The sequence below is a fragment of the Chromobacterium subtsugae genome (assembly GCF_035919665.1).
In the GTDB taxonomy this organism is placed as follows: domain Bacteria; phylum Pseudomonadota; class Gammaproteobacteria; order Burkholderiales; family Chromobacteriaceae; genus Chromobacterium; species Chromobacterium subtsugae.
In genome coordinates, this window is sequence record NZ_CP142381.1 from 2646563 (window position 1) to 2661378 (window position 14816).

Sequence of the window (14816 nt, forward strand, 5' to 3'; positions counted from 1 at the left end):
TTTTGACAATTTCAGGAGAGAGGTCTGTCATGAACTGGTTTCACAACCTGCAAGTCAGGACCAAGCTGCTGCTTAGTTTCGGCGTGCTTCTGGCGTTGTTGTTGACGATGGGTATCGTCGGTTACCAAGCCAGCGCAAGAGTGAATGCGGGTCTCGAGGATTTATTCACCAATCAGTTCAGCCCACTGATCGGCATCAGCAACGCCAGAGTCGCGGCGATGACGCACAACCGAGCGCTTTATCGATATCTGGCAGAAACCGACAAGGCCAAAATGGATGATGCCGCGGCGCACATGGATCAATATGACAAGGAGTTGTTCCAGCAGATGAAGTTGGAACTAGGCTCGACCATGGAGCCAGAAGAAGCTGATGCCAATAGGCGCTGGCAGACGCAATGGCCTATTTATTTGAGCGCAAGCAAGGAAGCCATGAAGCTGGCTTATGAAGACCCAGGCACGGGGGAAGGGCGCAAACGGGCAATGGAGATTGTGAGAAGCAAGGCGCGACCCGCTTTTGATATTGTCGAGCAATCACTGACGCTCGTGAAAGAAGTGAATGAGAGAGTCGCTGAAAAGACGCATACATTGGGTCAGGAGACATATGCCTCCACAACGCGAGTGGTGATCACCCTTTCGATCATTTCATTGCTCATTTGCGGCGCGCTGTCCCTGCTGGTGACGCGCAGCATCCTGCGCCAGCTGGGCGGCGATCCATCCTACGCGATGCAGGTGGTGGCGCGGGTGGCCGACGGCGACCTGTCGGTGCCGATCAAGCTGAACGGCAACGACAGCAGCAGCCTGTTGTACTCGATCAAAGGCATGGCGCACCGCTTGTCGGACACGTTGGCCGAGGTCAGCTCGATGTCCGAGTCGATAGGCGCGGCGTCGGAACAGGTGTCGTCCACCGCCAGCTCGCTGGCGCAGACGGCGTCGGAACTGGCCTCCAGCGTGGAGGAAACCAGCGCGTCGGTGGAGGAGATGGCATCCACCGTCACCCAGAACGCCGATAACGCCCGCGTCACCGAGGGCATCGCGTCGAAGTCGGCCGACAGCGCCACCGAAAGCGGCAAGGCGGTGGGCGACATGGTGCACGCAATGAAGGAAATCGCCTCGCGCATCACCGTGATCAACGACATCGCCAACAAAACCGACCTGCTGGCGATCAACGCGGCGATCGAAGCGGCCCGCGCCGGCGAACACGGCAAGGGCTTCGCCACCGTGGCGGTGGAAGTGCGCAAGCTGGCCGAACGCTCGCAAGTGGCGGCCAAGGAAATCGGCGACCTGGCCGGGCGCTCGGTCAGCGTGGCGGAGCGCGCCGGGGTGCTGCTGCAGGAAATGCTGCCGGGGATAGACCAGACCGCCACCTTGGTGCAGGAAATATCGGCCGCTTCGCGCGAGCAGCGCACCGGCATCGACCAGATCAACACCGCGGTTTCGCAGATCAGCACCGGCATGCAGTCGTCGGCGTCGTCGGCGGAGGAACTGAGCTCCACCTCGGAAGAGCTCAGTTCGGCGGCGATGCAGCTGCAGGACCTGATGCAGCAGTTCAAGCTGCGCAGCAGCCGCCACGCGCGCAAGGGCATATCGCTGCACATGAGCGGCCATGGCGCCGGCGGCGCGCGCAAAACGGCCTCGGCGCCGCCGCACTCGATGCAGGCGGACGACGATGATTTCGACGAAGGCGTGGACGACGACAAGTTTTCCAAATACTGAGGAGAACCAACATGACCGAGCGCGCTAATCCGGGCGCCGCGCATGGCAGCGGCAAGTTCCATTGCGTCACCTTCATCCTGGGCGAGGATTTGTTCGGCATCCAGATCAACTTCATCCGCGAGATCATCGAGCTGGACGGCATCACCCATGTGCCGATGATGCCGAGCTTCGTGCGCGGCATCATCAATCTGCGCGGCTCGGTGGTGCCGGTGATAGACCTGTCGATCCGCTTCGGCCGCGGCCTGACCGAGCTGAAACCGTCCACCTGCGTCGCCATTCTGTCGCTGCCGGGGCTGGACAACGGCTACAACGAGGTGGGCATCCTGCTGGACGCGGTGTGCGAAGTGCTGGAGATACCGGAGACCGACATCGACCCATCGCCGACCTTCGGCGTCAGCATACGCGGCGATTTCATCCAGGGCATCGCCACCATCAACGAGCGCTTCGCCATTCTGCTGAATGTGCAGCAGGCGCTGTCGGTGACGGAGTTGAGCGCGATGGCGGAGTCGGTCGCCCAGCAGCACTTCAACGACGATGCCGAGGTGGCCTGAGGGCGGGAGCGGCGCGTGCTGAATCGTGACCCGGTGCTAAGCGATGAGGAATTCGCCTTTTTCCGCCAGTTCATTTTCCGCGAGGCGGGGATAGACCTGCCGCCGGGCAAGCGCTCGCTGGTGCAGTCGCGGCTGTCCAAACGCATCCGCCACTTGGGGCTGGCCAGCTACTCGGCCTACTGGCAGCTGCTGCGCAGCCCAAGCGCGCATGCCGAGCGCCAGCGGGCGATCAACCTGCTGTCCACCAACGAAACCTATTTTTTCCGCGAGCCCCAGCATTTCCACTGGCTGGAACGGGAAGCGCAGCATCTGCGCGATATCCGGCCGGGCATGCTCAGAGTGTGGTCGGCGGCCTGTTCCACCGGCGAAGAGCCCTACACCATCGCCATGGTGCTGGCCGAGGCGCTGGGTTTGAGCGGCAACTGGAAGATCTACGCCACCGACATCAACACCAAGGTGCTGGCCGCCGCCAAGCGCGCGGTGTATCCGATAGAGCGCGCCCGCCGCACGCCGCCGCATTTCTGGCAGAAATATTTTCTGCGCGGCCACGATGAATACGAAGGCATGGTCAAGGTGGCGCCGGAACTGGCGCGGCGGGTGGATTTCGCCAATCTCAACCTGCTGCATTGCGACAAGTTCCACCATGGCGAATTCGATATTGTCTTTTTGCGCAATGTTCTGATTTACTTCAATGAGACGACCAAGCTGAGCGTGCTGTCCAATCTGTGCACCCGGATGAAGCAGGGCGGCCATCTGCTGATCGGGCATTCCGAATCGCTGCATAAGCTGGCGCTGCCGCTGGTCCAGGAGGAACCGTCCCGCTACCGGCTGGATGCCTCGCGGATGAGAGGAGGAGGGAAATGAGCATCGCCGTCCTGATCGTGGATGATTCCGCCGTAGTGCGCGAAGTGCTGGGGCAGATGCTGGCCACCGCGCCGGACATCGAGGTGATAGGCGCGTCGCCCGACCCCATCTTCGCGATGAACCGGATGAAGCTGCGCTGGCCGGACGTGATCCTGCTGGACATCGAGATGCCGCGGATGGACGGCCTGACTTTCCTGCGCAAAATCATGGAGGAGCGGCCGACGCCGGTCATCATCTGCTCGTCGTTGACCGAAAAAGGCGCCCGCATCACGCTGGACGCGATGTCGGCCGGCGCGGTGGCCATCATCACCAAGCCCACCATCAATTTGAAATCCTTTCTGCAGGAGGCGGCCAAGGAACTGATCCAGGAAGTGCGCGACGCCGCCGGCGCGCGGATGGGCGTGTTCAAGCGCATCGCCAGCAGCGCGGCCAATCCCAGGGGCGGCGAGCAAGGCCCGGCGCCCAAGCTTACCGCCGATGTGGTGCTGGACGCGCCATCGGGCCTGGAGAAATACCACGCCACCGAGAAGATCATCGCCATTGGTACCTCCACCGGCGGCACCCAGGCGCTGGAATATCTGCTGCCCAGGCTGCCCGCCACCTGCCCCGGCGTGGCGGTGGTGCAGCACATGCCTGAGAAGTTCACCGCGTCTTTCGCCGATCGCCTCAACCGGCTATGCAAGGTGGAGGTGAGGGAGGCGAGAAGCGGCGACCGGCTGATTTCCGGCGTGGCGCTGATCGCCCCCGGCGGCAAGCATCTGCTGATCAAGCGCAGCGGCGCGCAATACATGGCCGAGGTCAAGGACGGCCCGCTGGTGTCGCGCCACCGGCCGTCGGTGGATGTGTTGTTCCGCTCGGTGGCGGTGAGCGCAGGCAAGAATGCGGTGGGGGTGATCATGACCGGCATGGGCGACGACGGCGCGCGAGGCATGCGCGAGATGCACGACGCGGGCGCGCGGACGCTGGCGCAGGACGAGGAGTCCTGCGTGGTGTTCGGCATGCCTAACGAGGCCATCAGCCACGGCGGGGTGAACGAGGTGATGTCGCTGGAGCGCATTACCCACACCTTGGCCGGAATCAGGGGTTGAACCATGACGCATCTGGAAAAATGGCTGGGCCGCAGCGCGATGGTGGTGGACGACTCCCCCAGCCAGCGCATGGTGGCAGCCGGACTGTTGCGCGAGTTTGGTTTTGCCGTGGTGCACGAGGCGGAGAACGGACTGGACGCGCTGGGACAATTGGCTGTGCTGGCGTCGGTGGACCTGGTGGTGACTGACCTCAACATGCCCGGCATGGACGGCGTCAAGCTGCTGGAGAGCATCGCCAAGACCTGCAAGGGCAAGGTGAAGTTCGTCGCGGTGATGAGCGGCGTGCCGCGCGACGTGCTGGATACGGTGCAGGGGGTGGTGGACGCGTCCGAGCTGGACCTGCTGGCGGTGTTTCCCAAGCCGCTGAGCCTGGCGGAAGTGCGGCGGGTGCTGGACGGCTGCGACCCGGACTGGCACCTGTCCGGCGCCGTCATCAGCAATCTCAAGCTCAGCCAGGAAGAGGTAGCGCTGGCGCTGGGCCTGGGGCAGCTGGTCCCCTATTTTCAACCCAAGATCTCGATAGGCGACGGACGTCTGTTCGGGATGGAGGCGCTAGTGCGCTGGGAGCACCCGCAGTTCGGCGTGCTGCAGCCGGCGGTGTTCGTCCATCACCTGGAACAGGGGCCGCTGGCGCTGCGCTTCTTTTACCAGTTCTTGCGCCAGGTTTGCCTGGAGTTGAACCGTTTTCTCGCCGTGCAGCCGGATCTGCACGCGTCGATCAATCTGCCGGTTCCGCTGCTCAACGACGCCAATCTGGTGGATGAAATGACCTGCATCGTGCAGTCATGCGGACTGACCTGCCATGCCATCGTGGTGGAGGTGACGGAAACCTCGCTGATGTCCAACCTGGCGGCCTCGCTGGGCACGCTGGCGCGCTTGCGGCTGAATGGCTTCGGCCTGGCGATGGACGACTACGGCACCGGGTACTCATCGATGAAGCAGCTGTCGCGCAGCCCGTTCACCGAACTGAAAATCGACCGCGAATTCGTCCACGACGCATCCAGCAGTCCGAAGAAGCTGGCCATTCTCACCGCGGCCATCGCCATGTGCCAGCGTCTGCGGCTGTCGTCGGTGGCGGAAGGGGTGGAGAACGAAGAAGACTGGCGGCAGCTGTCGGCGCTGGGTTGCGATGTGGCGCAGGGGTATTACAGCAGCCGTCCGCTGTCGGCGGAAATGTTCCTGCAGTGGATGGCCGAGCGCTGAGCCGCCCGCTTGGCCGCCGACAATAAAAAAGGGGCCGAAGCCCCTTTGGTCTTGCGCGCCGGAATCAGGCGGCGAAGTTCTTGGACGCGAAGTCCCAGTTCACCAGCTTCCAGAAGCTGTCCAGATAGTTCGGGCGGCTGTTGCGGTAATCGATATAATACGCGTGTTCCCACACGTCACAGGTCAAGAGCGGCTTCTTGTCGGTGGTCAGCGGAGTGGCGGCGTTGCTGGTGGATACCAGGTCCAGGCTGCCGTCGCTGTTCTTCACCAGCCAGGCCCAGCCGGAACCGAAGGTGCCGACGGCGGTCTGGGTGAAGGCCTTCTTGAATTCCTCGAACGAACCCCACTTGGCCTTGATGGCGTCGGCCAGCGCGCCGGTCGGTTCGCCGCCCGCGTTCGGCGCCAGACCGAACCAGTAGAAGGTGTGGTTCCAAACCTGAGCGGCGTTGTTGAAGATGCCGCCGGAGGATTTCTTCACGATCTCTTCCAGGGAGGCGTTCTCGAACTCGGTGCCCTTGATCAGGTTGTTCAGGTTGGTGATGTAGGTCTGGTGATGCTTGCCGTAGTGGAATTCCAGGGTTTCCTTGGAAATGTGCGGCGCCAGAGCGTCCAGCGCGTACGGCAGTTCAGGCAGTTTGTGTTCCATTATGCTCTCCTGGTTGAGAAAGTAAGCCGCATAAGCGGATGCTTTACGCGCAGTTTACTGGAAGATGCGCGGACAGGCCAATAGTTGACCGAAATGGTAAGGATAGAAATTTGCAATTTGATGTGATTGTCATCGGCGCCGGCGCGGCCGGTTTGATGTGCGCCGCCACCGCCGGCCAGCGCGGCCGCAAGGTGCTGTTGCTGGACCATGCCGCCAAACTGGCGGAAAAAATCCGCATCTCCGGCGGCGGGCGGTGCAACTTCACCAACCTTTACGCCAAGTTCGACTGCTACTTGTCGGACAACCCGCATTTCTGCCGCTCGGCGCTAGCGCAATACACGCCGCAGGATTTCATCGCCATGGTGGAGCGCCATGGCATCGCGTATCACGAAAAGAAGCTGGGCCAGTTGTTTTGCGACGACGGCAGCGAGCGGATTATAGCCATGCTGGACGAGGAATGCCGGCAGGCCGGCGTGGAGCGGCGGATGGAGACCACTATCTCGCAGGTGGCGCGCGTCGAGTCGGGCTACGCGCTGCAAACCTCGATGGGCGAGTTGCGCGCCGAATCTCTGGTGGTGGCCACCGGCGGGCTGTCCATCCCGCAGATAGGCGCGACGCCTTTCGGCTATCAGCTGGCCGAGCAGTTCGGCTTGCCGTTGACGCCGCTGACGCCGGCGCTGGTGCCGCTGACCTTCCATGTGGAGGACGCCGACACGTTTTCGCCGCTGGCGGGGGTGTCGCTGGACGTCGAGGCGCGCGCCGGCAAGGGCAAGTTCCGCGAGAACGTGCTGTTCACCCACAAGGGCGTGTCCGGCCCGGCCATCCTGCAGATATCGTCTTACTGGCAGCCCGGCATGGAGCTGACGCTCAATCTGCTGCCGGACGCCGATGCAGAAGCCTGGCTGGAGGAAAGGGCGGGCAGCGAGCAGCTGATTTCCAACGCGCTGGGCGAATTCCATTGGCCCAAGCGCTTCGCCGAGGCCTGGCTGGACCGCGAGGGCTTCAACAAGCGGCTGAAGGACCTGGGGCTTAAGCAGCGCAAACAGCTGGCGGAGAGCTTGCACCGCTGGCGGGTGAAGCCCAACGGCACCCAGGGCTACAAGAAGGCCGAAGTCACGCTGGGCGGCGTTTCCACCAAGGCCCTGTCGTCCAAGACCATGATGGCGGCCGATGTGCCCGGCCTGTTTTTCATCGGCGAGGTGGTGGACGTCACCGGCTGGCTGGGCGGCTACAATTTCCAGTGGGCCTGGTCGTCCGGCTACGTGGCCGGAATGAACTGCTGACAGGCCGCAGCCCGGCCAAAGCGCGTGAGCCGGGCCGGGTTTCGGGTTAGAATCGTCTTTTGCCTTTTGGGCGCCATCCGGCGCTGAGCACCCCGGATATACATGACAGAACAGTACGAGAATTTTGATGGCGAGATGGCCGCCATCCGCACGCCGCCGCATTCGATCGAGGCCGAACAGTCGGTCATCGGCGGCTTGCTGCTGGACAACAGCGCCTGGGACAAGATCGCCGACGTGGTGTCCGAGGCCGACTTCTACCGCCACGACCACCGGCTGATCTACAAGCATGTCGCCAAACTGGTGGAGCTGGGGCGCCCGGCCGACGTGGTGACGGTGGCGGAATCGCTGGACAAGAACGACCAGCTCGGCAATATCGGCGGCTTGGCCTATCTCGCCACGCTGGCGCAAAACACGCCGTCGGCCGCCAATATCCGCCGTTATGCGGAAATCGTCCGTGAACGTTCGGTGATGCGCCAGCTGGCGCTGGTGGGCACCGAAATCGCCGAGGCCGCATATTCGCCCATGGGCCGCGACGCCTCGCAGTTGCTGGACGAAGCCGAAGGCAAAGTGTTCCAGATCGCCGAATCCACCGCCAAGTCCAAACAGGGCTTCCTGGAAATGCCGGGCCTGCTGAAGGAAGTGGTGGAGCGGATCGACATGCTGTACAGCCGCGACAACCCGGACGAAGTGACCGGCATCCCCACCGGCTTTGTCGACCTGGACGCCAAAACCTCCGGCCTGCAGCCGGGCGACCTGATCATCGTCGCCGGCCGGCCGTCCATGGGTAAAACCGCCTTCTCGATGAACATCGCCGAGCACGTGGCGGTGGAAACCCACTTGCCGGTGGCGGTGTTCTCGATGGAAATGGGCGGCGCGCAGCTGGTGATGCGGATGCTGGGGTCGGTGGGCCGGCTGGACCAGCACACGCTGCGCACCGGCAAGCTGGGCGACGACGACTGGCAGAAGCTCACTTACGCGATAGGCAAGCTGTCGGAAGCGCCGATGTACATCGACGAAACCCCGGCGCTGACCGCGCTGGAAGTGCGCGCCCGCGCGCGGCGCCTGGCGCGCCAGCACGGCGGCAAGCTCGGCCTGATCGTGATCGACTACCTGCAACTGATGTCCGGCTCCGGCCGCGGCGACAACCGTACCGCAGAACTGGGCGAAATCTCGCGCGGCCTGAAGGGTCTGGCCAAAGAGCTGCAGGTACCGGTGATCGCGCTGTCGCAGCTGTCGCGGGCGGTGGAGCAGCGTCCCAACAAGCGGCCGATGATGTCGGACTTGCGAGAATCCGGCGCCATCGAGCAGGACGCCGACTTGATCGTGTTCATGTACCGCGAAGAGTATTACAGTCCGGACAACCAGGAAGTGAAGGGCTTGGCCGAAGCCATCATCGGCAAACACCGTAACGGCCCGACCGGCGCGGTGCGGCTGGCCTTCGTCGGCAAATACGCCAAGTTCGACAACGCCGCCACCGTCGGCGTCAGCGGCTGGGCCGACAGCGACTCCTGACCCTCACAACCAAGAGATTCCGATGAGCTATTTCGACAAGCACGTATTCGTCTGCTGCAACCAGCGCGCCAACGGCGAGGGCTGCTGCAACAACCTGGGCGCCAGCGAACTGCACGCGTACATGAAGGAACAGATCAAGGCCAAGGGTCTGTCCGGCAAGGGCAAGATCCGCGTCAACAAGGCCGGCTGCCTGGACCGCTGCGACGAGGGCCCGGTGCTGGTGGTCTACCCGGAGGAAACCTGGTACACCTTCGTCGACAAGGACGACATCGACGAGATCATCAACGAGCACATGGTCAACGGCCGCGTGGTGGAAAGGCTGAAGATCTGATGCTGAAGGCGATGAACAAGGTCGGCATCGCCGGCCCGGCCGGCATGCTGGACACCATCGTGGTGGATGCCCAGGGCGAAGCGACCGGCGTCGCGGTGATCTGCCACCCCAATCCGCTGCAAGGCGGCACGCACACCAACAAGGTGGTGCAGACTGCGGCCAAGGCCCTGTCGCAACTGGGCTATGTCTGCTATTGCCCCAATCTGCGCGGCGTCGGCGACAGCGAAGGCGAACACGATTACGGCAACGGCGAGGTGGACGACGCCATCGCGGTGGTCGACCATGCCAAATCGCAATATCCGGGCTTGCCGCTGGCATTGGCCGGTTTTTCTTTCGGCGGCTTCGTCGCCGCCCGTACCCGCGCCCGCATCGACGCCGACAAGCTGCTGCTGATGGGCGTGGCGGTGGGCAAATACCCGATTCCGACGCCGGAGGTGCCGGCCGACACGCTGGTGATCCACGGCGAAGAAGACGAAGTGATTCCGCTGGCGGCGGTGATGGAATGGGCGCGGCCGCAAAGCCTGCCGGTGCTGGTGTTCCCCGGCGCGGGCCATTTTTTCCACGGCCGCTTGGTGCAGTTGGCCCAGATGATTCAACGGTGCTGGTGAGCGCCGGCGCAAGCAGACCGCGGTCTGCTTTTTTTGTATCGACAGAAAGAAAACCAATGCAAGACATCGTGGATTTCGTGCTGGAAATCGACAAGCTGAAGCAAGTGACGCGCAAGACCCGGGTGCTGAACAGCGACCGTTATGAAAACTCGGCCGAACATAGCTGGCAGATCGCCCTGCTGGCGGCGTCCTTGCAACCGTATGCCGCCGAGCCGGTGGACATCGCCAAGGTGGTGGCGATGTTGCTGGTGCACGATATCGGCGAGATCGAAACCGGCGACACCATCGTCTACGCCGAAGGCGGCTGGGAGGAGCGCAAGGCGCAGGAACTGGCCTGCGTCACCCGCATTTTCGGCATGCTGCCGCCCGAGCAGGGCGGGCGCTTCCTCGCCTTGTGGCAGGAGTTCGAAGCCGGGGAGAGCGCCGAAGCGCGTTTCGCCCACGCCGCCGACCGCGCGATGCCGGTATTGCTGAACCTGGCCAACAAAGGCCAGAGCTGGCGGGAAAACGGCATCCGCCACGAGCAGGTGGTCAGCCGGATCGGCCCGCCGGTGCGCCAGGGCTGTCCGGCGATGTGGGAATACCTGGAAGGCCGGCTGGAGAAGGCCAGGGATAGCGGCTGGCTGAAATAGGCGCTCAACGCGGCAAGCATCCAAAGGCGGGCGCGAATGGCGCCCGCCTTTTCATCCCGTCAGCAAGTCGGGAAAGATGCGGCAATCCGGTTTTCCACCTATGCTGGATATCATACGACAATGACACGGCCGACCCTGATCGTTCTCTACGCTGGGTAATGGTGCGACATGCTTCCGCGGAGAGTGATGCTTATGCAGCAATCAGACTCGGCGAACCTCCAGAGTCCGGAATTTCTCTCAACCCTGCCGCCTACGCGCGGCCAGAGCGCTTTGGCCTACAGCGCCATGCTGATCTCCGCGCTGGTGTTCGTCATTACGGTGCCGTTCGCCAAAATTCCGCTGGCCAAGGTGTGGGCCTTCATTCCGGTATACCAGTCGGCGCTGGCCATCAACGATCTGGTCACCGCGGTGCTACTGTTCGGCCAGTTTGCCATCTTGAGGCTGCGCTCGCTGCAACTGTTGGCGATAGGTTATCTGTATACCGCGCTGATGGCGATGGCGCACTCGCTGACCTTTCCCGGCTTGTTCGCCGAACACGGGCTGCTGGGCTCGGGCGCGCAGACCACGGCCTGGATGTATATGTTCTGGCATGGCGGCTTCCCCGCGGTAGTGGTGGTTTATGCCTGGATGGCGGACAGGCCGCTGCTGGAACCGTCGCCAGCCAGAGTGGGGCGCTCCATCCTGGCATCGGTTCTGCTGACATTGGTGCTGGTCCTCACCTTCCTGGCGTTAGCCACATCCGGCCACGGCTTTCTGCCGGTGATCATGCAAGGCAACCGTTATAGCCCGCTGCTGTGGGTAGTGGTGTCCAGCGTCTGGGGGATGAGCCTGCTGGCGCTGGTGGCGGTCGGCCTCAGGCGTCCGCGCAGTTTGCTAGACCTGTGGCTGATGGTGGTGCTGTTCGCCTGGCTGTGCGATGTCGCCTTGTCGGCCATGCTCAATGCCGGCCGTTTCGATCTGGGCTTCTATGTCGGCCGCGTCTATGGCCTCATGGCCGCCAGCTTCGTGCTGATCGTCTTGTTGCTGGAAAACGGCAAGCTTTACGCCAAGCTGGCCGCTTCGTCGGCGGAATTGCGCGACGCCAAACAGGCGGCCGAAGCCGCAACCCAAGCCAAATCGATGTTCCTGGCCAATATGAGCCATGAAATCCGCACGCCGATGAACGCCATCATCGGCATGTCCTATCTGGCGCTGAAAACCGAGCTGACCGAACAGCAGCGCAATTATGTCGGCAAAATCCACAACGCCGGCACCTCGCTGCTGGGCATCATCAACGACATCCTGGACTTTTCCAAGGTGGAGGCCGGCAAGCTAGACCTGGAGTCTGAGCCGTTCTGGCTGGACGACGTGCTGGAGAGCATCTCCTCGCTGGTTGCTCAAAAAGCCGCCGACAAAAACCTGGAGCTGCTTTTCGAGATGGGAAAGGAAGTGCCGCAAGGGTTGGTGGGCGACGCGTTGCGGCTGGGGCAGATTCTGACCAATCTGGTCAACAACGCGATCAAGTTCACCGAGAAAGGCCAGGTGGCCATCATCATCACCCTGGCCGACCGCATCGGCGACAAGGTTCAATTGCGCTTCTGCGTGCACGATACCGGCATCGGCATGACAGAAGAGCAGGTAGCCAAGCTGTTCCAGGCCTTCAGCCAGGCGGATGGCTCCACCACCCGCCGCTTCGGCGGCACCGGATTGGGCCTAGCCATCTCCAGGCGGCTGGTGGAGCTGATGGGCGGCACGATACAGGTGGAGTCTGCGCCCGACTGGGGTAGCTCCTTCATTTTCAGCTCCTGGCTCGGCTTGTCGCGCGCTGTCGACGCTCGCCTCGATTCCTTGCCCCACAATATCAAGGGCATGCGCATCCTGGTGGTGGACGACAACGCCACCGCGCGCGACATCCTGTCTGAACAGCTGCGCGCGCTGGATTTCGTGGTAAGCACCTGCACGCTGGGCAGCGAGGCCATTCCGCTGGTGCGCCAGGCGGCGCTCAACCAACCCTACGACGCCGTTTTCATCGACTGGATGATGCCGGAGATGGATGGCATCGAAACGATCAGACGCATCCGCGAAATCACCCGCACCGCGCACATCATCCTGGTGACCGCCTTCGGCCGCGATGATGTGCGCGCCGATGCCAAAGCGGCGGGCAGCGATGCCTTCCTGGTGAAGCCGGTCAGCCAGTCGTCGTTGTTCGACGTGCTGGTGGAGGTGTTCGGCGGCGGCGCGCGGACGGAGTCGCCGCGGAAAAACGATGATTTCACCAGTCTGAACGGCCTGCACCTGCTGCTGGCGGAAGATAACGCCATCAACCAGCAAATCGCGGTGGAGCTGCTGGAGGGCGCGGGCGCCACTGTTACGGTCGCCGGTAACGGCCAGCTGGCGCTGGACAAGCTGGAGACCTATGGCCCGGAAGGATTCGACGCGGTATTGATGGACGTGCAGATGCCGGTGATGGACGGGATCGAGGCGACGCGGCGGATACGCGCGGACGCCCGCTTCGCCGCGCTGCCCATCATCGCGATGACCGCCGACGCGCTGGTGGAAGAGCGGGAAGGGTGCCTGAGCGCTGGCATGGTCGACCATATCGCCAAACCTATCGATCCCCATCTGATGTTATCCACGCTGAAGCGCTGGACCCGGCCGGTAGAGAGCCCTCCCGCGCGAAAGCAGGAACCAAACCAAGAGGAACGGGTCATTCCGCTTATCGAAGGCCTCGACAGCGCCGCAGGACTGCGGCGCGTCGCGGGCAATCGGGAGCTGTACCTGCACCTGCTGCGGCAGTTCGTCGCTGAAGAGGCGGGCGCCGCTGCGCGGCTTGACGAGGCATTGGAGGACGGCGACTATCCGTTGGCCGAGCGCATCGCCCACACGCTGAAAGGCACCACCGGCAGCATAGGGCTGGCCGGCTTGCCCGAAACCGCGGCGAAGCTGGAGCAGGCGATCCGTTCCCGAACCGAATGCAAAGAAGGCGTGGCGACGCTGATGCGGCAGATGGAGCGCGCGGTGGCTGCGCTTAAGGGCGGGCTCGACGCGCTGGCGCCGGCTCCCGATCAGGGTGTGGCGCAGGGAGGTAAATTGCTGCTTGAGCTGTCCCGTCTGTTGGCTGCCAGCGACGGGGAAGCCTTGGGGTATTTCCTGTCGCACGCCGCCGAAGTGAGGGAAACCTTCCCCGGCGGAGACTACGCCGCATTCGAAAAGGCATTGACGAATTTCGACTTCGCCACCGCCTTGACATCATTGCGCACGGCGGCAACACAGCACGGCATCGCCCTTCCTGAGGATGCATCATGAACACGTCAGAACTGAGGCGCCAGACTGTCCTGATCGTGGACGACACGCCGGAGAACCTCACCCAGCTTTATGGCTTGCTGAAGGATCATTACCGTACCCAGATCGCCAACAGCGGCGAGCGGGCGCTGCAGATCGTCGCCGGCGATGTCCTGCCCGATCTGGTGCTGCTGGATGTGATGATGCCGGGCATCGGCGGGCTGGAAGTGTGCCGCCGGCTGAAAAGCGATCCGCGCACCATGGGAATCCCGGTGATTTTCCTGACGGCGATGAGCGAGAACGAAGACGAGCAAGCGGGGTTCGATGCCGGCGCGGTCGACTACATCATCAAGCCCATTTCGCCGCCTATCGTCATGGCGCGCGTCACCACTCATCTCCGTCTCAAGGCCGCTTCGGATTTTCTCGAAGACAAGGCGGCCTTTCTGCAAAGCGAGGTGGAGCGGCGCACCCGCGAAGTGCAGGTGATCCAGGACGTCACCATCATGGCGCTGGCCTCGCTGGCGGAGACAAGGGATCACGAAACCGGCAACCACCTGCGCCGAACCCAGAACTACGTCCGCGCGCTGGCGATGGAGCTGCGCAACCACCCCAAATACCGCAAGGGACTGGACGACGAAACCATCATGATGTTGTACAAGTCGGCGCCATTGCATGACATTGGCAAGGTTGGTATCCCGGACCACATCCTGCTCAAGCCCGGCCCGCTAACGCCGCAGGAGTTCGAAATCATGAAAACCCACACCACGCTGGGCCGGGATACCATCGCGGCCGCGGAAAAAATGCTGGATACGCCCAGCAATTTCCTGCGGCTGGCCAGGGAGATCGCCCACAGCCATCAGGAAAAGTGGGACGGCAGCGGGTATCCGGAAGGGCTGGCCGGCGACGCGATACCGGTTTCCGCGCGATTGATGGCGCTGGCGGATGTCTACGACGCGTTGATATCGCGCAGAACCTACAAGCCGCCGTTTCCTCACGACCAGGCGGTGGACATGATACGCGAGGGCAGCGGCAGGCATTTCGACCCGGAGATGGTGAAGGCCTTCTTGCAGATCGCCGACGAGTTCAACGCCATCGCGCTGCGCTACGCCGACAATGCCTAACAGG

General features: G+C 62.9%; 13 protein-coding genes and 1 pseudogene. 13 read left to right on the top strand and 1 reads right to left on the bottom strand.

The annotated features are described in order from the left end of the window. Positions 1–29: 29 nt before the first annotated feature. The 6 genes and pseudogenes from U6115_RS22800 to U6115_RS12785 all read left to right on the top strand — a co-directional run. Positions 30–590: pseudogene (locus tag U6115_RS22800) on the top strand (MCP four helix bundle domain-containing protein); the annotation flags it as partial. Positions 591–620: 30 nt separating this feature from the next. Further along, the gene (locus tag U6115_RS12765) at positions 621–1712 is read left to right on the top strand and encodes a methyl-accepting chemotaxis protein (protein ID WP_230623324.1); all 1092 of its coding nucleotides are present in this window, start codon (positions 621–623) and stop codon (positions 1710–1712) included. An 11-nt stretch (positions 1713–1723) separates the two neighbouring features. Continuing rightward, positions 1724–2263, top strand: a complete 540-nt coding sequence (locus tag U6115_RS12770; RefSeq protein WP_043572217.1) for a chemotaxis protein CheW — start codon at positions 1724–1726, stop codon at positions 2261–2263. A 15-nt stretch (positions 2264–2278) separates the two neighbouring features. Beyond that, positions 2279–3127 carry a CheR family methyltransferase gene (locus U6115_RS12775; protein ID WP_043572215.1) on the top strand — a complete coding sequence of 283 codons (849 nt, stop codon included), beginning with the start codon at positions 2279–2281 and terminating at the stop codon, positions 3125–3127. After that, a complete protein-coding gene (locus U6115_RS12780; protein WP_043572212.1) occupies positions 3124–4215 on the top strand; it encodes a protein-glutamate methylesterase/protein-glutamine glutaminase in 1092 nt (363 codons plus the stop codon). The genes U6115_RS12775 and U6115_RS12780 overlap by 4 nt, the downstream gene beginning before the upstream one ends. A gap of 3 nt (positions 4216–4218) precedes the next feature. Next, on the top strand, positions 4219–5418 hold the full coding sequence (locus U6115_RS12785) for an EAL domain-containing response regulator (RefSeq protein ID WP_043572206.1): 1200 nt from the start codon (positions 4219–4221) through the stop codon (positions 5416–5418). A 64-nt stretch (positions 5419–5482) separates the two neighbouring features. Here U6115_RS12785 and sodB read toward each other — a convergent pair whose 3' ends face one another. Next, on the bottom strand, positions 5483–6064 hold the full coding sequence (sodB, locus tag U6115_RS12790) for a superoxide dismutase [Fe] (protein WP_043572201.1): 582 nt from the start codon (positions 6062–6064) through the stop codon (positions 5483–5485). A 110-nt stretch (positions 6065–6174) separates the two neighbouring features. Between sodB and U6115_RS12795 the strand changes: the two genes are divergently transcribed. The 7 genes from U6115_RS12795 (at position 6175) to U6115_RS12825 (ending at position 14812) form a co-directional block, all read left to right on the top strand. Beyond that, the gene (locus U6115_RS12795) at positions 6175–7347 is read left to right on the top strand and encodes a BaiN/RdsA family NAD(P)/FAD-dependent oxidoreductase (RefSeq protein ID WP_043572199.1); all 1173 of its coding nucleotides are present in this window, start codon (positions 6175–6177) and stop codon (positions 7345–7347) included. A gap of 102 nt (positions 7348–7449) precedes the next feature. Then, positions 7450–8859 (top strand): replicative DNA helicase, encoded by a 1410-nt coding sequence (gene dnaB, locus U6115_RS12800; RefSeq protein WP_043572197.1) that lies wholly within the window; start codon positions 7450–7452, stop codon positions 8857–8859. A 22-nt stretch (positions 8860–8881) separates the two neighbouring features. Continuing rightward, the gene (locus U6115_RS12805; protein WP_043572195.1) at positions 8882–9190 is read left to right on the top strand and encodes a (2Fe-2S) ferredoxin domain-containing protein; all 309 of its coding nucleotides are present in this window, start codon (positions 8882–8884) and stop codon (positions 9188–9190) included. Beyond that, positions 9190–9798, top strand: a complete 609-nt coding sequence (locus tag U6115_RS12810; RefSeq protein ID WP_043572193.1) for an alpha/beta hydrolase — start codon at positions 9190–9192, stop codon at positions 9796–9798. The genes U6115_RS12805 and U6115_RS12810 overlap by 1 nt, the downstream gene beginning before the upstream one ends. Positions 9799–9854: 56 nt before the next feature. After that, positions 9855–10430 (top strand): HD domain-containing protein, encoded by a 576-nt coding sequence (locus U6115_RS12815; protein WP_043572192.1) that lies wholly within the window; start codon positions 9855–9857, stop codon positions 10428–10430. 192 nt (positions 10431–10622) lie between these two features. Beyond that, complete coding sequence (locus U6115_RS12820; RefSeq protein ID WP_160309796.1) at positions 10623–13715, top strand: response regulator; 3093 nt, start codon at positions 10623–10625, stop codon at positions 13713–13715. Continuing rightward, complete coding sequence (locus tag U6115_RS12825; protein WP_043572190.1) at positions 13712–14812, top strand: HD-GYP domain-containing protein; 1101 nt, start codon at positions 13712–13714, stop codon at positions 14810–14812. Before U6115_RS12820 ends, U6115_RS12825 begins: the two co-directional genes overlap by 4 nt. Positions 14813–14816: the final 4 nt, after the last annotated feature.

What these genes read in the sequence shown, in the direction of transcription:
- U6115_RS12780 (WP_043572212.1), top strand. Translation starts at nt 3,124, where the DNA reads ATGAGCATCGCCGTCCTGATCGTGGATGATTCCGCCGTAGTGCGCGAA.
- U6115_RS12820 (WP_160309796.1), top strand. Translation starts at nt 10,623, where the DNA reads ATGCAGCAATCAGACTCGGCGAACCTCCAGAGTCCGGAATTTCTCTCA.
- dnaB (WP_043572197.1), top strand. Translation starts at nt 7,450, where the DNA reads ATGACAGAACAGTACGAGAATTTTGATGGCGAGATGGCCGCCATCCGC.
- U6115_RS12770 (WP_043572217.1), top strand. Translation starts at nt 1,724, where the DNA reads ATGACCGAGCGCGCTAATCCGGGCGCCGCGCATGGCAGCGGCAAGTTC.
- sodB (WP_043572201.1), bottom strand. Translation starts at nt 6,064, where the DNA reads ATGGAACACAAACTGCCTGAACTGCCGTACGCGCTGGACGCTCTGGCG.
- U6115_RS12785 (WP_043572206.1), top strand. Translation starts at nt 4,219, where the DNA reads ATGACGCATCTGGAAAAATGGCTGGGCCGCAGCGCGATGGTGGTGGAC.
- U6115_RS12825 (WP_043572190.1), top strand. Translation starts at nt 13,712, where the DNA reads ATGAACACGTCAGAACTGAGGCGCCAGACTGTCCTGATCGTGGACGAC.
- U6115_RS12815 (WP_043572192.1), top strand. Translation starts at nt 9,855, where the DNA reads ATGCAAGACATCGTGGATTTCGTGCTGGAAATCGACAAGCTGAAGCAA.
- U6115_RS12805 (WP_043572195.1), top strand. Translation starts at nt 8,882, where the DNA reads ATGAGCTATTTCGACAAGCACGTATTCGTCTGCTGCAACCAGCGCGCC.
- U6115_RS12810 (WP_043572193.1), top strand. Translation starts at nt 9,190, where the DNA reads ATGCTGAAGGCGATGAACAAGGTCGGCATCGCCGGCCCGGCCGGCATG.